This is a genomic window from Microcoleus sp. BR0-C5 (genome assembly GCF_036705045.1).
Taxonomy (GTDB): domain Bacteria; phylum Cyanobacteriota; class Cyanobacteriia; order Cyanobacteriales; family Microcoleaceae; genus Microcoleus.
The window spans coordinates 123,613-140,792 of the sequence record NZ_JAUBTR010000003.1 but is presented as its reverse complement, the minus strand read 5'-3'; the positions used below and the strand labels follow the sequence as shown (position 1 = coordinate 140,792).

Below are 17,180 nucleotides of genomic sequence, written 5' to 3'. Positions count from 1 at the left end.
GTGCTAGATGGGTAATTTATTGATGCTGTCTGCTCACCCTTTTTTAGGAATGATCCAATGACAGACAATCATCGAACCACAGGCAAACAAAAAAGCCAGTCTCAGCCTTTAGTTTCCATTTATTGGGATTATCAGAACATCCCTGATTACAAACGAGCCAAAGATTTATTACTCTTTGCTAGTGGACTAGGATATGTAGTCAATCAAAAAGTTTACGACAATTGGAAACAAAGAAATAAGACTGCACAAGAAACTTTAGACTATCTAAAGTTTCAACGTTTTGATGTATCGCTAAACATCAAAAATGCTGTAGACTTTTATTTGTCAATGAACTGCTGTAGCGAGGCTTCAATGAGTTCATACCCACACACATTTATTATTGTGTCTGGAGACGGCTACGGTGAAATTTTGATTCACGATCTGCATGAAAAGGGGAAGAAGGTAATAATTGTTGCCCGCAAAGGTAATGATAGTTACAATCTCAAAAAGCTGGCCGATCGATTTTACTTGATCGATGAATTGCCGAAGTCGATCGAGACTTACAAACTGACTGCCTAAACTTCCTAGACATTCACCAGGTCGCAGATAGCAAAAATCCAGTTTATTTGATAAACTAGATTCTCCAAACCCACCGCTATTTGCGGCTATTTCATGTCTACTCCCGCAATAGCCCTCAACTCTGCCCAAAATGACAAGTATCAAACTCCTATGCAATTAACTCATCCAACAAAAGAGATACAAATGACCCTTCCCGAATTCAACAAGGAAAAACTGCTGCGCCAAGCACTAACCCATCGTTCCTACGTCAACGAAAACCCCACATTCCGCGAAGAAGACAACGAACGCTTAGAATTTCTCGGCGATGCTTTGCTGACTTTTCTCAGTGGCGAATATCTCTATCAGCGTCATCCAGAAATGGGAGAAGACCAACTGACTCGCCGGCGTTCTGCATTAGTAGATGAAAAACAATTAGCCAGATTTGCTACTGAAATAGGTTTAGACTTAAAAATGCGGCTCGGAAAAGGAGCTTATCGAGAAGGTGGGATTACCAATCCAAATTTGCTCAGCAGCACTTTTGAAGCATTTATTGGCGCTTACTATCTCGACACGCAAGACATGGACAAAGTTCGCAACTTTGTGCAACAAATGTTTGATTCTGTTCCCGAAAATGTTGTGGAAACTCGATCGACTGTAGACTCGAAAAATCGCTTTCAGGAATGGGTACAAGCCAACGGTGACACGACTCCGCCCAAATACGTGACCATCCAAGCAGGAGGAACGCCTCACAAGCCGGAATTTCTCGCTAAAGTTTATGTCGGAGAGAAACTCTATGGAGAAGGTAAAGGCAAAAGCAAAAAAGATGCTGAGAAAAATGCGGCTGAAGATGCGCTAGCAAAGCTGAAAAAACGGGGACTGATCTAAACTTGAAAACATTGGTAAAAACTACTAGATTTTTTGTGCGATGCGGGCGTTGGCGTTAGCGAAGCGATCCGAAGGAAAACCCTCGAAGACGATCGCCCGAATTGATTGCCAGAGTCCACAATCGGTTATAATCAGGACTTGGGCAAGTGTTACCGCCGTCGATTGAGGGTTGCAATGACAGAAATTCGTTGACGAGTGCCCGAGTGTCTATCGTAATTTTGGGAAATATCAGAGCAATTCATGTCTACTCACAACCCGACTACCCTAACTGTTGAAGAAGCACAGCAAATCCTCAAAGATTTCACTTGTCTGGATATGCAATCAGTAGCATCGCCTCTGGAAAAACAGGCACTCCGTCAAGCGATTTTGCTGGTAGCAAGTTTGTCGGATTATCAAATGTTGGGAGTGTGCGCTTCTTCGACGGATGAGGGGTTTTTAGCTTTAGAAGCTTATTTGAAAGCTTTGGGATATCAAGTTGTTTTAGATCCCAATGCTGTATCGACCTTTGCTGGTTCGGTTTATATTAAGTTCAATACTTTGAAGGGGTCGTATTATGTTGACGGCTATCCCGGAACTTACCGGGGCGTTTTGATTTCGTGCCAATCAGCCTCAGAAAGTGGAGTTAGCGGAACTTTCGGTCATTTACCTCTCGATTTATTTGTTGATTAATTGGGAATTGGGCATTGGGAATTGGGCATTGGGCATTGGGCATTGGAACCAAAAACTAACAAATAACAACTGTCAACAGTCAACTGTCACCAGTCAACTGTCAACAGTCAACTTACCCATTACCAATTAACCCTTACCAACGATCAATTCTGGCTCTTGTTCCGGTGCGGTTCCTTCGGGCGGCAATCCCAAAATATCGCTGTACAAGTTGATGTATTTCCGGGCCGAAATATCCCAGCTAAAATCTTCTCTCATGCCGCGCTGTTGCAGTTCTCTCCACTTATCTTTGTAGCGGAAACCTTCCCAAGTTCTGATCATGCAGGTGAACAAGTCGAGGGGTTCGTAGCGATCGAAACAGTAACCGGTACCGGTATTGTCGATCGGGTTGTTGTGGGAAACGGTATCGACTAAACCGCCGGTGCGGCGAACCATTGGCACGCACCCGTAGCGGAGGGCGAGCATTTGGCTGATGCCGCAGGGCTCGAAACGGCTGGGCATCAGGAAGCTGTCGCAGCCTGCGTAAACGCGCCGGGAAAGGGCCTCGTTGTAAAGTAGTTGGGTGGACATCCTACCGGGATAGCGGGCTGTCATTTGCCAGAGTTGGGTTTCGTAGTAGCGATCGCCCGTTCCGAGTACAATAAATTGAGCATCGGTATAGGCCATGAACAGATCGAGCATTTGAATTATCAAATCCAATCCCTTCTGTTCTACCAGCCTTGTCACCATGCCGATCAAAAAGGCATTTTTATTTACTTCCAAACCGACTTCTTCTTGCAGCGCAATTTTATTAGCGGGGCGCTTTTCAATAGTATCAACACTAAATTGTTGATGGAGGTACTTGTCAGTGGCGGGGTTGTAAGATTCTGTATCAATTCCGTTCAAAATGCCAGATACTTTACCGCCGAGGTAAGACAGCAAACCTTCCAAAGTTTCCCCATAAGCTGGAGTTTTGATTTGCTCGGCGTAAGTCGGTGAAACTGTATTTACTCGATCGGCAAACTGTACTGCGGCAGCCATTGTATTGTGACCTTGCATATACCAAGGGCACCAAGTCATCTGCTCCAAACGCCAGCGCCACGGCCCTTGATAAGCTAAATTGTGAATAGTAAAAACTGTGCTGATATCAGGATCTTGGCTCATCCAAACAGGTATCATCCCCGTATGCCAGTCGTGACAGTGGATAATGTGGGGCTTCCAATGATTCCAGGCAAATTCAGCCGCAGTATTGGCAAAGAAAGTGAACCTCCAATCTTCATCTACACCGCCGTAAACGCGGCGGGGCAAGAAACATGGATGTTGCATTAAGTATAAAGGTACATCGGTTCCCGGCAAAACAGTTTCAAACACCGAGAAGCTTTGGAACATGGCAGCCCCATCCCAAACAGGTTTTTTGGGAACGTCCATTTTGTCGGGGACGAAACCGTAGTAGGGCATGAAGATGCGGACATCGTGGCCCATGCGCCGCAGAAATTTCGGCAAAGCGCCGACGACATCGCCCATACCGCCCACTTTGGCGAGGGGTGATGCTTCGGCGGATACAAATAAAATACGCATTATTTTTTTGTGTTCCTTGAGATTGTTAGTCTAGATTAAGTTTAAATGGCGAGTGGCACAATATTAACGCGCCTGCCAAAAACAAGTATAAATCTGAGTTGCTGTAGCGATCGCACTTTACTCAAGAATGCGATCGCCCTTTTTCCATCCGTGTTTATCGGCGGCGCTCTGTGGCGAACAAAAGAGTGATCGATTTTATGATAAATATTGAATAAAATCTGTAGGGGCGGGTTCACCAAAATATTTGCCACCCACCGATAATCTTGATAAACCCGCCCCCACCCAACCAATAACCCCTATCGACCATTTCCCCCACCGTTAAATACAATTAATTCTTAATTTCTGGGTGGGGTGGGGGCGGGTTTTTATCATTTGTCTGTGGTGTCAAATATCTAGGCGAACCCGCCCCTACATTGGTGGTTAAATGTGGGATAAAATCTACCGACAGCTACCGACTAATTCTGAGAATTGTCCTCCAAAGTCTCCTCAAATCCCGCTAGAAAATCATCCAAAGCTTCAGAGGCGATCGCCAAATTAATACTGTCGGCATCTTCCAATCCCCAGGTATTCACACCAACCACTTGACCAGCCATATTAATCAACGGGCCGCCCGAATTTCCCGGATTAATCGCCGCATCAGTTTGCAACACCTTCACCTCAGCAACATCTTCTTCATCGTCGCCTTCTTCATATTCCTCTGGTTCGCGAATTGCACTCACAATACCTTGAGTTACAGTTGAAGCAAACTGCCCCAAAGGATTGCCCACAGCAATTACTCTATCTCCCACTTTCACATCCAAAGACAACTCTAGGGGAGGATATTCTTGGGGAGAGTCCACTTGTTCCCCTGTGTTCGGGTCGAAGGTAAAATCGCTAATTAAGAGTAATGCTAAATCTTCTTCAGCATTACCAGTAAACACCACCTCTGCTAATCTCAATTTTCCGTCGTGAGTTTCGACTAAAACCTGTTCGATTTCATCTTCTTCATAGAAGTAATCTTCATCGGCAATATCTTCTACAACGTGATAGTTCGTGACAATTATGTCCGGCGATACAAAGAACCCGCTTCCTGAAGAAATCTCTTCTTCTGTATCCCAATCCATGACGTAAATTGAAACTACGGACGGCAAGACTTGCTCGACTACATCCGAAAAACTTCCGGCTTGAGTTTTGAACTCTTTCAATTGCTTCTGCAAAGCTTGTTGGTCTGCCTGCATTTTGCTATATAGTTGCTGAACCTTTTTCACTTCCAGCTTTAATTGAGTTTCTCTAGCGCTCATATTGGGCCTTTACCTGAAATAAATTGCTGATTAATTTTGGATGTTTGATTGTAGATTGTGGATGGGTAGGTTAAGAATTATAGGACTCACGAAAAAAAAAAAACCGGTTTTTACCATAAATCTTGGGCTATACAGCGAGACTTACATCAGAAACCGGGTTGCTTAACACCCGTGCGGAGCGTCCTAAATTAGTCAGATATTTTTGAAATCTATCGCCCAAATCCTACCTAAAATCCCATCAAAAATCTACAATCAGACTGCTACTCTACCTGTGAAAGCCAAAGCAAACCGCCTGTTATTTTTATTTTACAAAAGGCGATATATTGCGTCTAAAAGCATTGACAAAGAGATGGGTATCTGTTTTAGGAACCGCGTTGAACTTCGACAAATATTTCCTCCAAAATTGCACTAGCACCCTGTTGGCGCAGGCGGTGAGCGAGGTCAATTCCGATCATTTCAGCAGTCTCGGCTGCGCCGGAAACAGTATCTTTGACGAATCGCTGGCCGTCGAGACTCGATACCATTCCGGTTAAGGTTAATTGACCGTTTTCTATTTTGGTATTGACGCCGATCGGCACTTGACAGCCACCTTCTAATTCCCGCAGAAATGCGCGTTCAGCATAACATCTTTGGGCGGTTTCCGAGTGTTCAAGAGCTTTAATCACTTCCATGATTTCTGTATCTCCGGCGCGGCATTCGATGCCCAAAGCACCTTGTCCGACGGCGTGAAGGGAGATTTCAGCAGGGATAATTTGGTGGATGCGATCGCCCATTCCCAATCTTTCGAGGCCAGCAACTGCTAAAATAATCGCGTCGTAACCGCCCTCATCTAATTTAGCGAGTCTAGTATTGAGATTGCCGCGAATATCTTTAAATTCAAAATGAGGGAAATGATGCCGAAGTTGAGCCAGCCGCCGCAGGGAAGAAGTGCCGATTACTGAACCTTCTGGGAGGGTGTCGAGTTGCTTGTCTTTGTGCTTGGAGTGAACTACCAGGGCGTCAGCGGGATTTTCCCGTTCGGTGACGCATCCTAAAATTAAACCTTCGGGCAAATTGGTAGGCAAATCTTTGAGGGAATGAACGGCAAAGTCCGTTTCATTGTTAATCATCCCCGTTTCTAATTCTTTGGTGAAAAGTCCTTTATCGCCAATTTTAGCGAGGGCGACATCAAGAATTATGTCCCCTTGGGTGGACATGGTGTGGACTTCAAAAGTGTGTTCCGGGAAGTGTTTCTGTAGCTGTTCTTGCACCCAGTGGGTTTGCACGAGAGCGAGTTGGCTTTTGCGGGAACCGATGCGAACGGTTCGGGAAGGGGCAGATGTGGTTGGGGACATAAGATCGATCGGAGGATAGCTTGAAATCAGCCAATATATTCACCTGATCTAGCGTACCGCAGGTGGGGACTTTAATTGCTGGTTGGGATAATTCGGGCGATAAAATAGAAATACCAGGTTTGGAGCGCCAGTAGCAGTTAGCCTTGATGATGTTTCCCATCCTGCATTGGGCGTCGCTGGCACGGGGGCGATCGACATTGCGAAGCAAAGGCTGCCGGCGATGTACGCTCTACCTAGGGTAGAGCCGGATGAACCTGGTTGGTATGAGGAGTTAGCTCAGCAGCAGATCGAAAGAATTAGCTCAAAGGTTGCGAGATTGGGGAGAGAAATGTAGTTGGGAGGGGAAAAGGGCGATCATATTTATTTGTAGTAGCTTCGTTGAGCAAAGGGCGATTCCCTACCCTTCGGGAACCCCTTCGGGAAGATAGCTTCGCTCCCGCGTACCTTTTCCATTTCTCACCCAAATTTAACGTTGCCCTGCTTGAAGTGCAGAATTTGCTATCTGGACAACTTCTTGCTGCCGTCCGTTTTTCCTTGTGACTCGGTACAGCACCCCCAGCCTTTGCCACTCAACAAAAGCAGTGCAGTAAGCACCGCAATTATTGAAATAAATCCCCCTGATGCCGCCCGCCAATTCAATGCTTCTGTAAGTATCCTGCGGTAATTGGGAAGGAGGCGAAAACGGTTCATTTCTTTTAGCTTCGATTGTGCCGAAATAACAGGCTCCCGCGCGGCATCCTTTGCCTAAATACATTCCCACAATGTAACCGTGGGCCCCCGCTTGCACATCAAAATCAAGTTGCTGAATGTCTGATAAAGGAAGTCTACTCGGAAGAAAAACAGGCACTCGCGTTTTGCCTTTGATTTGTCTAAAGATGTTACTAGCAGGAAAACGACTGTTAGCTTGGTTTGCACCTGAGTTATCGGGGATTGGGGGAATTTTTTGCACAAAATTCCTCCACTGCACAACTCTATTTTTAGCAATGTTGAGAGTGGGAATCGAGTATTTTTCTAGCGCAAAAGAAGGGCGACCGTTTTTCAGGTTGAAGCTGCGGCGAATCACTGTAATTTCTGGTTTCCCTAACCCGTAAGCTGTGGCTATGGAACGGGCGAGATTGCAGCTAATTTTGAAGCGTCCCGTCTCAATATTGCCATTTTCCGCTTGATAAGACCAATTGTAACCTTCAGAAGCACGATCGCGATCGCACAAAAAATGAGAAATCTCAAACATCTTGGCAATATGAACATCGTACAACCGCAACTTACGGCCGTTGGCAGATTTTGCAGTGTTGCGATCGGGTACAATAAATTGTATCGGTTGCCAGCTATCTTCAGGGGAATAATTAAACCAACGGATTTCGGTAATCGGGAGTTCAGTCCTTGCTAAGGCTGAGTTTGGTGTCAAAGGTGCGTGAAGCGAAGCTATCCCGTTCCCCGCAGGGGTTCCCGAAGGGTAGGGAATCGTAAAAGCAGTAACCACACAAGCAAAAATCGCTGCAAATAGCCATCTTCTCCTCATCCTGATTTCCCCCTAAGTAGGTCAGCGAAAAAAAACCATAGCATCTTGTAAAGGGCGAGTGCGAGTTAATATCTCTCATACAAATCTCTCATACAATAACGGTAAGGTGTGCCGTGCACACCCTACAGATATAAGTTGTGAGTCCCAGACTACAAAGCTTAACGCTTCCGAGCTAAAATAGCAGAATTGGCTATTAAAATTAAATCAGATTCCCGTCCATTCTTAATTGCTACGGTATACATAAAATTCTGACTTTTCCACTCAATAGTTGCTGTGCAGTAAGCCCCGCAACCATTGTGAAAAACACCTTTCACTCCGCCCGCAAGTTGAACATTTTTTAAGGTCTTAGTGACCCCTTCTACTTTGGTAGAAAATTCACCGCCTTTCTGACCTCTAATTTCCCCAAAACTGCAAGCTCCCGCACCTCGGCAATCTGCTGTATACTCCATAGAAATAGTATAGCTGTCCGCTTCCGCTTGGCTTTGATAGTAAAGCTTCTCCGAAATAGGGAGCCGACTGGGGATGAAAATTGGTACTTGTGTTTTGCCTTTTAACTGCTGCAAGATTTGACTTACCGGAACAGCCGTACCAGCTACAGCAACAAATTTTGTTTCCGGCGGTCGCTGCGACAATTCCGACACACCAAAAACTCCCGATACAGGTACTAAAATAGTCAATACACACGCCGAAGTCGCTAAACGCAAGAATTTATTGTTCACTGTGTTTTTCCTTGATGTCGAAACAGTCCAGTTTTTCGTTGAAGCACATTCACCTATTTACAACGATACTCCAAAATACAAAACTCCCAATAGGCATTCCGCAAAAAAGCAACTTTAACTTTTTTTTACAAATTCCCTAAAATATGCAGTTACAGATAAAATATAGAAGGAGACAAATTTAGGAATAGAACGTGGAACTACAAGAGTATTTACGTCAGCACGGATTGGAAACTTTGTCCGAAACTTATCATATCAAAGTTACCCGCCACCGCCAATATCCCGATTTAGTCTGTCTGAAATACTCGCAGATAGAATCTCCCCTGGGCGAAAAAATAGTCCAGCAGTGCCGAGGCATTATTTTAGATTCATCTCAAGATTGGCAGATAGTTTCTTATCCCTACGACAAATTTTTTAATTACGGAGAAATTCACGCCACTGCAATTGATTGGAGTCATGCCAAAGTTTACCAAAAACTAGACGGTTCTCTGACTGTACTGTATTTTTACAAGGGAGAATGGAGAGTGCAATCTAGCGGCACTCCCGACGCCGCCGGGGAAGTTAATGGTTTTGGGTTCAGCTTTGCCGAACTTTTTTGGAAAGTCTGGCAAGAATTGGGATATCAATTGCCACAAGAAACCGACCAGTGTTTTATCTTTGAGTTGATGACGCCTTACAATAGAATAGTTGTCCAGCAACCAAACAATCAAATCGTGATGCACGGGGTTCGCAACACTCAAACGCTGCTAGAAACAGACCCAAGTCTTTGGGCAAATAAATATGGCTGGGAATTGGTAGCATCCTATCCTTTAACTAGCTGGAAAGAAGTTATCGAAGCAGCACAACATTTAGATCCGATGGATTCGGAAGGGTATATTATCTGCGACGCTAACTTCAACAGAGTTAAAGTTAAGTCTCCGCAATATGTCGCGATTTCCCATCTGCGCGAAGGGTTTTCGACCCGCCGCATGATAGAAATTGTTTTAACTAATGAAGGAGAAGAGTTTTTAGCTTATTTTCCTGAGTGGAGTGAGTTGTATCAACAAGTTAAGGACAAATATCAATCTTTGGTTGAAGAAATCGAGGAGGTTTACCGACAGCACGAACATATCGAAGTTCAGAAAGATTTTGCATTAGCTGTGAAGCATTTGCCGTATTCCGGGATTTTGTTTTCTTTGCGGGCCCGAAGAGTTGCGGGAGTGAAAGAAGCTCTCCGTGATGTTACGATCCATAAAATAGAAGAGTTATTAGGTTTAGATTACATCCATCTAGGATTGTGAGCAGAGAATCGGCGGTTGAAACCGCTCCTACACAAACAAAGTCCGCCTACGCGGACTAAATAATTAAGTTGCAAATTAGCAATTACCAATTATCCATTACCATTACCAATTGCCATGAAAAAAGTTATTGTACTGGTCGGTTTACCTGCTTCGGGAAAATCTCAATTTGCTAGGGAATTGCTGCTGTCGGAACCTGCCCAGTGGGTGCGGAGCAATAAAGATTTGCTTAGAGAAATGGCTCATGCTTCTCATTGGTCGCCGGCGAATGAAAAGTTTATTGTGCAGTTGAGAGATACGATTATTTTGATGGCTTTGGAAAGCGGCAAGCACGTCATTGTTGATGATACTAATTTCGGGCCTCACATCGAGCATATCAAAGAGTTAGTTAAAGGTAAAGCCATCGTCGAAGTTAATGATTCTTTCCTGCAAGTTCCGGTTGAAGAATGTATTAAACGGGATTTGAAAAGACTTAATTCGGTGGGCAAAGATGTGATCATGAAGATGTATAATAAGTACGTGCGGGTTCCCGTTGTGCCGCCGGAATATAACCCGGATTTGCCGGATGCAATTATTGTCGATATGGACGGCACATTAGCACTTCTCAACGGCAGAAACCCTTTTGATGCTTCGACGTGCGATCGCGATTTGCCCAATCAGCCCGTCTTAGATACCGTTCGCAAATGGCAGTCCAGCGCCCATATTATTGTAGTATCGGGTCGAACAGATGATTGTCAGCCTCAAACTGAAAAATGGTTGCAGCAGTACGAGATCAATTATGCTGCTCTTTATATGCGGAGAACTGGAGATATGAGGAAGGATGCGATTATGAAAGAAGAATTTTATCGGCAGTATATTGAAGGGAAATATAATGTTAAATTTGTGTTGGACGATCGCCAGCAAGTTGTTGATATGTGGAGAGGCTTGGGATTGACGGTATTCCAAGTAGATGAAGGGGATTTTTGACCTATGGTTTTTATGACAATTGTCCCATGCCTAATGCTACAATCAAAGTAACATTACAAAAAATTTTGTTATGATATCCATTCCCCAACCACCCCAAAAAATGACCGTTGAGGAATATCTCGAATGGGAAGCTCAACAAGAGATTCGCCACGAATATGTCAACGGCGAAGTTTTTGCCATGACGGGCAGTACAATTCCCCATAACGATCTGGCACTTAACTTTTACACTGCATTACGCCCGCATCTGCGTTCCAGAGGCTGTCGGATGAACGTGTCAGATGTGAAATTGCAAGTCAGTTTTCAAAGCCGTTACTACTACCCTGATGTGATAGTCAGTTGCGACCCTCAAGACCTCAATTCCCGCACATTCATTCAGAATCCTAAAATCATTGTGGAAGTTCTTTCTCCCAGTACAAGTGCTAAAGATAGGGATGAAAAATTCACTTGTTACCTGAAAATTCCGACTTTGCAAGAGTATATCTTGATTGATTCACAAAAGATTTTTGTTGAGCGTTACTGTCGGGGAGAGGGCAGAATGTGGCTGTACTATTCTTACACTGCTGGGGAGATTATCACTTTATCAAGCATTGAGTTTGATTTGCCGGTCGCACTTTTGTATGAAGGTGTTGGATTTGAAACAGAAACAGAAACAGAAGCATAAAAACACACTTCATTTTTCACCTCTTTCATGAACAGGCTTTCCGGCCTGTTCCACAAAGAGTGAATTTTCTTGTGGGGAGTTGGGGTTGGGCTTAGACGCCGCCCATAAAAGCCGATAATGAACCAGCAAGATGCCTATTCCACAATTATTTATCTATCGCGTCCAAGCCAGCCAGCGGTTAAACAAATTTTTCACAAACGGAGTCAAACGAGTGCGATTATAAGCATCTCCCGCTTTCCTAATTGCCTCAGCTTGTGTTGGATACGGGTGAATTGTGCTAGCAATCTTTCCCAAACCAATATTGTTAACCATTGCCAAAGTAATCTCGCTGATCATATCCCCAGCGTGGCGCGCTACAATAGTTGCACCTAATATTTTATCGCTGCCTTTCTTGACGTGAATTTTCACAAATCCTTCCTCTTCGCCGTCAATAATTGCCCGATCGACTTGACTGAAAGGAATTAAAAATGTATCGATATCAATGCTTTTTTCCTTAGCCTCGTGTTCCCCAATTCCGACGCGCGCCACTTCGGGATCTGTATAAGTACACCAAGGTATCGTCAAAGCGCTGAGCTTTTTGCGCCCGAAAAATAGAGTGTTTTGAATCACCATCCTCGCGGCAAAATCAGCAGCGTGAGTAAATTTATGTTTCATGCAAATATCCCCAGCCGCATAAATGCGGGGATTAGTAGTTTGCAAATTGTCGTTGACAAATACGCCCGTATGTGTATCATAATCGACATCTACAGCCTCCAGATTCAATCCTTCGACGTTGGGCGATCGCCCTGTACTCACAATAATTTCATCTACTGTTACCGATGCTTCCTTACCTTGAGATTTATAATAAATTACTTTGCCTGCATTTGTTTTCTCAACGCGCTCTATTGTGGATTCTAGTATTAGTTGAATTTCTTCGCGTACAAAAGCCTGCTGCACGATTTTAGCAGCATCCGCATCTTCTTTGTCTAAAATCTGAGCATTTTTGTGCAGCAATACGACTTCCGAACCCAGCCGCCGAAAGGCTTGAGCCAATTCGCAGCCGATCGGCCCTGCACCAATTACTGCCAAACGCTGAGGTCTTTCTGTGAGGTTAAATACAGTTTCATTTGTCAGATATCCAGCTTCCGGCAAGCCGGGAATTTGCGGTTGTAGCGCCCTTGCACCTGTGGCAATTACTGCTTTTTTAAAGCGGAGAGTTTGACCTGCAACTTCAACTGTATTATTGCTAGTAAAACGACCAGAACCCAGAAAAACATCAACTCCTAATTTTTCCTGATATCGTTGAACAGAATCAACATCGCTGATTCCCGCCCTGATACGGCGCAGCCGTTCCATCACAGCGGCAAAATCCACTTCTACACTGTCAGAAACATTAACACCAAATTTACTTGCTTCCGAGATATCGCCGACAATACGAGACGAACGAATCAGCGCTTTTGACGGCACACAACCGACATTCAAGCAGTCGCCGCCCATCAAATGTTTTTCAATCAAAGCAACTTTCGCGCCCAAACCTGCGGCACCTGCAGCCACAATTAATCCGGCGGGCCCCGCGCCAATTACTACTAAATTATAAGAACTAGCAGGCTGCGGATTTACCCAATCGGGGGGATGCAAATAGGAGACTAATTTCTGGTTGTGTTCGTCCATCGGGGGGACAGTTACACGATCGACTTTTGACTGCGACATGGGCAAATTATCCTAATTAAATACTTTCTTCCAAAGCTTTGCTGGCTATCCGAGTGATAAATACAGTAACAGCGACAGTAGCAAGAAAACTGATAATATTAATCAACCATTTTACTGCGGAATCTTGAGGACTTGCATACACAGTTGCCGTGCCTATTGCAGCAACCTCTCCCACCAAAGAACCAGAGTAAACGTACATAATTGTACCCGGTATCATGCCAAAGGAACCCAGCACGTAATCTTTCAAAGAAACTTGAGTGATTCCCAGAGCGTAATTCAATAAATTGAAAGGAAATAAAGGACAAAGACGAGTCAAAAAAACAATTTTTAATCCTTGTTGGGAAACTGCGCGATCGAGATCTTTAAACTTGGGGTGAGATTCCATATATTTTACCACGCGATCGCGGCACAAATAGCGCCCGATCGCAAAAGCAAATACAGCACCTAAAATGGACGCCGCAAAGACGTAAACTGAGCCCCACCACAAACCAAAAATCGCCCCCCCTCCCAGCGTCAGTACCGAACCCGGTACAAACAGCACAGTAGCCAAGTTATAAGTAGCTACGAAAGCCACCGGCCCCCACCAGCCTAAATCCTCAATCCGCATTAACATAGTTCTCAAAACATCTTGAAGGTAGGCAGATCTAGTTGCTACAATCAAGAGAGCAAGCAAAAGGGCGATCGAAAAAAACAACACTATGCGTTTAAATTTTACCCTAGCATAATTTTGGATTCGTTCTTTTGCCATGATTCACCCGCAAATATTTATCAGCATTATACTCCAAACTTAAATGATTACTGTAAACTACCCTAAAAGCGATCGTCATGACACCAAAAGCCCAACTTCCAATCCCCGAACATTTTGATCCCCACAAATTAGGCGAAGTATGGCGAGTCCCCTACCAAGAACGTGCCACCCAAGCGAAAGAGTGGGCAAACCAGCACAGCATCCAGCCAGCATCCAGCGACAAAAACCGCATTTGTTTGCTGATAATCGATGCCCAAAATACCTTTTGTTTGCCCGAATTTGAACTATTTGTTGGCGGGCGTTCCGGTAGCGGTGCAGTTGATGACAACCTGCGGCTGTGCGAATTTATTTACCGTAATTTAAACGCAATTACAACCATTGCGCCCACAATGGATACCCACACCGCCATGCAAATTTTTCATCCAATCTTTTGGATCAACGAAGCAGGCGAACACCCCCTACCTGCCGCCACTTCTATTACACTCGAAGATGTCCAAAAAGGCATTTGGAAAGTCAATCCAGCCGTCGCCCACAGCATCAGCCCCGGCAATTTTTCAGCACTGGAAAAACAGGCTTGCCACTACGTCAAAAAACTCAGCGCCGATGGGAAATATCCGCTGACAATTTGGCCCTATCACTCAATGTTAGGAGGCATCGGACACGCCCTGGTTTCTGCGGTGGAAGAAGCTGTATTTTTTCATACTATAGCCCGCAACAGCCAAGCACTTTTTGAAATCAAAGGCGGCAATCCACTCACAGAAAACTATTCGGTTTTGCGGCCAGAAGTTTTAGATGGATTCGACGGCAATCCGATTGCGGAAAAGAATGCTAGGTTTATTGATAAATTACTCGATTTTGATGCAGTAATTATTGCCGGACAAGCCAAAAGTCACTGCGTTGCTTGGACAATTGATGATTTGTTAACGGAAATTTTGGCGCGAGATCCAAATTTGGCAAAGAAGGTTTATTTGCTGGAAGATTGCACTTCACCTGTGGTGGTTCCGGGTGTTGTTGATTTTACGGAACAAGCAGATGCAGCTTATCAAAAATTTGCGGCGGCGGGAATGAATATTGTTAAATCTACTGAGTTAATTCTGGACGATTAAAGACGAGTGTTTTCTCTTGGGGTTTTCAGTGCAAAAAAGTATACATGATTAACAAAAGGCGGTAATTTTTGTTCGCTTGGCACTCGGCTGCGATCGCATTTAACTTATTGCTTATGATATCATATCCGGTAAATCACTTACGAGAGAAGCGTAGTTAAGGAGTTTCCCGATGGCTGAAAGCGAAATTTATAGTGTTGTTCTTGTTCGGGAGGCGAGTGTGCCAGCAATTTCAAAACTCTCGGTCGCCATCGCCACGACTCTTTTGAGCACAGTTGTAACTGCAACCGAAGTCTACGCAGTTCCCGTAACCTACGATTTCACCATCACTGTTACCAAAGGCGGGTTAGCGGGCAATTCATTCAACGGTTCTTTCAGCTACGATGATGCCAAATTGAAGGGAACGGGAGTGGAAGAATTGGGAATTATTGAGGGATTAACGACTTGCCTAAATTACCTGGGACGCACTTATCGCGAAACCGATGATACCAGTTATCCTAGCTTTCCCACACTCAGATTTGAGGATGGAAAAATCGTGCAACTAAACTTCTGGATTCAGCCGAATCAGCGAGTTAATTGGTGGAATTTACCTGGATGGGAAGTCAAGCTGTCTGAGCCTAAAATGAGCGATTCAACTGTTCCCAATTGTCAAAAACGCTGAGGCGTGACCAAGCTGCGATCGACCGTAAAAATATACGAGGAATTAGATGCAACTTCCTACGGTTATATTGGTAATTTCATGCAGCCACGCTAGGAATGTGCGATCCTCGATCATCTGCTGGGGCGATTAAATATTTGCGATCGCTATGAACGAATGATATCATGTCCGATCGAGATTAAAAGGGCGGGTTTTTGAGATTGTCAATTATTGGCAGATATTTTTCGTTAACCGGCCCCTACCTTATTAGGGTAATCGACCGGAGATAATATGACTCAAAGATTGTTTGGAAAAAAACTGCACAATTCCTCTTACCTCTGCGTCAATAGTGCCTCTGCGTTTGATGATTTCCCCTAACTATTTCCCATCCAATCGGGGGACTTCTTCCAAAAAACTGCCACTCAACATTAACTCAGTCATCCGGTCTAAGTTGCCGCTGACTTGCAATTTTTTATCTTTTTGAAAGCGCTCAATATCTGCTGGCAAATTACCAGAATTATATCCTAATTTACTCAAATAATCAATAGCTTGCTGATTGCTTAACAAGATATCCGCAGACCGAAAAATCGGCACATATTGCTCGCGCCAAACCTGGGCAAAAGTTGCCCTATCTAAATAGAAAATCCTGCCCCGTGCCGGGTCTCCGATGGCAGCTACACTGTCATTCATTCCCAGCAAAGCGACCGCGTGGGGTAGCTTCCGAGGGCCGTCAAACAGCCAAAATGCTAGCACTCCGGGGCGATTAATTTGCTGAATTTGCTCCCAAGTCGGCGTTAGTTCGATCGCATTTACGCCCAAAGCTCTTGCTGCTATAATTAACTGCGGCATCGAAGTTCCCAAGCGACTCGTGGCGGCAAAACGCGCTACATTCGATTCCGTCGCATCGATTCCCCAACGCCTTAACACTGTTGCTAGGGCGGCAGGGGCGCAACTGCTGTTAGATGTTTGCCGAAATACACCGTTTGCCTGCAAATTATCTATTAAATCAGCGTAAATTGGGGCCATAAAATAGTTTTCAGCGCTTGTAAATCCTCCCAATCCCAACAAGCAAATTAAAATTACTGCGATTACTTGCGATCGCGCCGTCAGCCAACTTATACTAAAGCCAATACCGCAGACTCCCATCAACATCACTCGTAGCAAAGTCCAAGTAACTCGCATCCCGTGAAAGCGCCACTCGATCGGCAAAGCTGGCATTTGAGGCAGATTTAGAGCCAGTAGCAGCAAAGCAATATAAAAACCCAAAAACAGCAGGGCGATCGAGTTTCTGCCCTTAAATAAATCGTTAGCCGTCACTCCAGAGCGAACTAACACTCGCCCGAACCGCATTCCCCAGACAAACAGCACCGAACCCAGCACCAGCGTCACTACTATTTCCATGAACTCAAAATTTTGTTGCTTAACTAGGTTGTAACATTTATGCGATCGACTTGGAACCCAATCAATAGTGGGAGAGAGGAAGAGTGGGAGAGAGAATTTCATGATGTTTGGGTTTCGTTCCTCAATTTCTCGCTACAATCGAATAAACAGGATTTATCCAAAATCGAAGCAGGCAAAACAACCCTTAATTCTAAAGGCTTGACC

The 17,180-nt window shown here is 44.6% G+C and carries 18 protein-coding genes; 10 read left to right on the top strand and 8 right to left on the bottom strand.

Annotated features, from left to right (window positions below; genetic code table 11):
• Window positions 1–57: 57 nt before the first annotated feature.
• The 3 genes from QUB08_RS02440 to QUB08_RS02430 all read left to right on the top strand — a co-directional run bounded on the left by QUB08_RS02440 (window position 58) and on the right by QUB08_RS02430 (window position 2,091).
• Entirely contained in the window at window positions 58–558 is a 501-nt protein-coding gene (locus tag QUB08_RS02440) for an NYN domain-containing protein (RefSeq protein WP_333223176.1), read from the top strand.
• 93 nt (window positions 559–651) lie between these two features.
• On the top strand, window positions 652–1,422 hold the full coding sequence (gene rnc, locus QUB08_RS02435) for a ribonuclease III (RefSeq protein WP_333223174.1): 771 nt from the start codon (window positions 652–654) through the stop codon (window positions 1,420–1,422).
• Between the two features lie 240 nt (window positions 1,423–1,662).
• Window positions 1,663–2,091, top strand: coding sequence for a DUF1824 family protein (locus QUB08_RS02430; protein ID WP_333223172.1), 429 nt, complete (start codon window positions 1,663–1,665; stop codon window positions 2,089–2,091).
• A 126-nt stretch (window positions 2,092–2,217) separates the two neighbouring features.
• On the opposite strand, the gene glgA is transcribed toward QUB08_RS02430, so the two are convergent.
• Window positions 2,218–3,645 carry a glycogen synthase GlgA gene (glgA, locus tag QUB08_RS02425; protein ID WP_333223170.1) on the bottom strand — a complete coding sequence of 476 codons (1,428 nt, stop codon included), beginning with the start codon at window positions 3,643–3,645 and terminating at the stop codon, window positions 2,218–2,220.
• A 45-nt stretch (window positions 3,646–3,690) separates the two neighbouring features.
• Between glgA and QUB08_RS02420 the strand changes: the two genes are divergently transcribed.
• A complete protein-coding gene (locus QUB08_RS02420; RefSeq protein WP_333223168.1) occupies window positions 3,691–3,834 on the top strand; it encodes a hypothetical protein in 144 nt (47 codons plus the stop codon).
• Between the two features lie 266 nt (window positions 3,835–4,100).
• Here QUB08_RS02420 and QUB08_RS02415 read toward each other — a convergent pair whose 3' ends face one another.
• Both QUB08_RS02415 and hemC read right to left on the bottom strand, forming a co-directional pair.
• Window positions 4,101–4,925, bottom strand: a complete 825-nt coding sequence (locus QUB08_RS02415) for a S1C family serine protease (RefSeq protein WP_333223166.1) — start codon at window positions 4,923–4,925, stop codon at window positions 4,101–4,103.
• A 362-nt stretch (window positions 4,926–5,287) separates the two neighbouring features.
• Window positions 5,288–6,259, bottom strand: coding sequence for a hydroxymethylbilane synthase (hemC, locus tag QUB08_RS02410; protein ID WP_333223164.1), 972 nt, complete (start codon window positions 6,257–6,259; stop codon window positions 5,288–5,290).
• A gap of 166 nt (window positions 6,260–6,425) precedes the next feature.
• Here hemC and QUB08_RS02405 point away from each other — a divergent pair, with 166 nt between their 5' ends.
• The gene (locus tag QUB08_RS02405) at window positions 6,426–6,593 is read left to right on the top strand and encodes a hypothetical protein (RefSeq protein WP_333223162.1); all 168 of its coding nucleotides are present in this window, start codon (window positions 6,426–6,428) and stop codon (window positions 6,591–6,593) included.
• A 132-nt stretch (window positions 6,594–6,725) separates the two neighbouring features.
• On the opposite strand, the gene QUB08_RS02400 is transcribed toward QUB08_RS02405, so the two are convergent.
• Together QUB08_RS02400 and QUB08_RS02395 are read right to left on the bottom strand one after the other, a co-directional pair.
• Window positions 6,726–7,778: a hypothetical protein gene (locus tag QUB08_RS02400; protein WP_333223160.1), complete on the bottom strand. Its 1,053-nt coding sequence runs from the start codon at window positions 7,776–7,778 to the stop codon at window positions 6,726–6,728.
• Between the two features lie 158 nt (window positions 7,779–7,936).
• The gene (locus QUB08_RS02395) at window positions 7,937–8,497 is read right to left on the bottom strand and encodes a hypothetical protein (RefSeq protein WP_333223158.1); all 561 of its coding nucleotides are present in this window, start codon (window positions 8,495–8,497) and stop codon (window positions 7,937–7,939) included.
• Window positions 8,498–8,688: 191 nt separating this feature from the next.
• Here QUB08_RS02395 and QUB08_RS02390 point away from each other — a divergent pair, with 191 nt between their 5' ends.
• From QUB08_RS02390 to QUB08_RS02380, 3 genes are all read left to right on the top strand, one after another.
• Entirely contained in the window at window positions 8,689–9,774 is a 1,086-nt protein-coding gene (locus QUB08_RS02390) for a T4 RnlA family RNA ligase (RefSeq protein WP_333223156.1), read from the top strand.
• 114 nt (window positions 9,775–9,888) lie between these two features.
• Complete coding sequence (locus QUB08_RS02385) at window positions 9,889–10,737, top strand: phosphatase domain-containing protein (RefSeq protein ID WP_333223154.1); 849 nt, start codon at window positions 9,889–9,891, stop codon at window positions 10,735–10,737.
• A 70-nt stretch (window positions 10,738–10,807) separates the two neighbouring features.
• A complete protein-coding gene (locus QUB08_RS02380; protein ID WP_333223152.1) occupies window positions 10,808–11,398 on the top strand; it encodes a Uma2 family endonuclease in 591 nt (196 codons plus the stop codon).
• A gap of 153 nt (window positions 11,399–11,551) precedes the next feature.
• Here QUB08_RS02380 and QUB08_RS02375 read toward each other — a convergent pair whose 3' ends face one another.
• Window positions 11,552–13,087: a mercuric reductase gene (locus QUB08_RS02375; protein ID WP_333223150.1), complete on the bottom strand. Its 1,536-nt coding sequence runs from the start codon at window positions 13,085–13,087 to the stop codon at window positions 11,552–11,554.
• Between the two features lie 16 nt (window positions 13,088–13,103).
• Complete coding sequence (locus tag QUB08_RS02370) at window positions 13,104–13,835, bottom strand: TVP38/TMEM64 family protein (RefSeq protein WP_333223148.1); 732 nt, start codon at window positions 13,833–13,835, stop codon at window positions 13,104–13,106.
• Window positions 13,836–13,912: 77 nt separating this feature from the next.
• On the opposite strand from QUB08_RS02370, the gene QUB08_RS02365 reads away from it, so the two are divergent.
• Both QUB08_RS02365 and QUB08_RS02360 read left to right on the top strand, forming a co-directional pair.
• Window positions 13,913–14,941 (top strand): isochorismatase, encoded by a 1,029-nt coding sequence (locus QUB08_RS02365; RefSeq protein ID WP_333223146.1) that lies wholly within the window; start codon window positions 13,913–13,915, stop codon window positions 14,939–14,941.
• A 169-nt stretch (window positions 14,942–15,110) separates the two neighbouring features.
• Entirely contained in the window at window positions 15,111–15,599 is a 489-nt protein-coding gene (locus tag QUB08_RS02360; protein ID WP_333223144.1) for a hypothetical protein, read from the top strand.
• 354 nt (window positions 15,600–15,953) lie between these two features.
• Here the strand turns inward: QUB08_RS02360 and QUB08_RS02355 are convergent, their stop codons facing one another.
• The gene (locus QUB08_RS02355) at window positions 15,954–17,078 is read right to left on the bottom strand and encodes a cysteine peptidase family C39 domain-containing protein (RefSeq protein ID WP_333223142.1); all 1,125 of its coding nucleotides are present in this window, start codon (window positions 17,076–17,078) and stop codon (window positions 15,954–15,956) included.
• Between the last annotated feature and the right edge of the window lie 102 nt (window positions 17,079–17,180).

Bases quoted from the DNA above. Each gene is read 5' to 3' on its own strand.
- QUB08_RS02360 (WP_333223144.1), top strand. From the start codon at position 15,111: ATGGCTGAAAGCGAAATTTATAGTGTTGTTCTTGTTCGGGAGGCGAGT.
- QUB08_RS02370 (WP_333223148.1), bottom strand. From the start codon at position 13,835: ATGGCAAAAGAACGAATCCAAAATTATGCTAGGGTAAAATTTAAACGC.
- QUB08_RS02430 (WP_333223172.1), top strand. From the start codon at position 1,663: ATGTCTACTCACAACCCGACTACCCTAACTGTTGAAGAAGCACAGCAA.
- QUB08_RS02400 (WP_333223160.1), bottom strand. From the start codon at position 7,778: ATGAGGAGAAGATGGCTATTTGCAGCGATTTTTGCTTGTGTGGTTACT.
- hemC (WP_333223164.1), bottom strand. From the start codon at position 6,259: ATGTCCCCAACCACATCTGCCCCTTCCCGAACCGTTCGCATCGGTTCC.
- QUB08_RS02355 (WP_333223142.1), bottom strand. From the start codon at position 17,078: ATGAAATTCTCTCTCCCACTCTTCCTCTCTCCCACTATTGATTGGGTT.
- rnc (WP_333223174.1), top strand. From the start codon at position 652: ATGTCTACTCCCGCAATAGCCCTCAACTCTGCCCAAAATGACAAGTAT.
- glgA (WP_333223170.1), bottom strand. From the start codon at position 3,645: ATGCGTATTTTATTTGTATCCGCCGAAGCATCACCCCTCGCCAAAGTG.
- QUB08_RS02440 (WP_333223176.1), top strand. From the start codon at position 58: ATGACAGACAATCATCGAACCACAGGCAAACAAAAAAGCCAGTCTCAG.
- QUB08_RS02385 (WP_333223154.1), top strand. From the start codon at position 9,889: ATGAAAAAAGTTATTGTACTGGTCGGTTTACCTGCTTCGGGAAAATCT.
- QUB08_RS02365 (WP_333223146.1), top strand. From the start codon at position 13,913: ATGACACCAAAAGCCCAACTTCCAATCCCCGAACATTTTGATCCCCAC.
- QUB08_RS02415 (WP_333223166.1), bottom strand. From the start codon at position 4,925: ATGAGCGCTAGAGAAACTCAATTAAAGCTGGAAGTGAAAAAGGTTCAG.
- QUB08_RS02420 (WP_333223168.1), top strand. From the start codon at position 3,691: ATGGCGAGTGGCACAATATTAACGCGCCTGCCAAAAACAAGTATAAAT.
- QUB08_RS02375 (WP_333223150.1), bottom strand. From the start codon at position 13,087: ATGTCGCAGTCAAAAGTCGATCGTGTAACTGTCCCCCCGATGGACGAA.
- QUB08_RS02380 (WP_333223152.1), top strand. From the start codon at position 10,808: ATGATATCCATTCCCCAACCACCCCAAAAAATGACCGTTGAGGAATAT.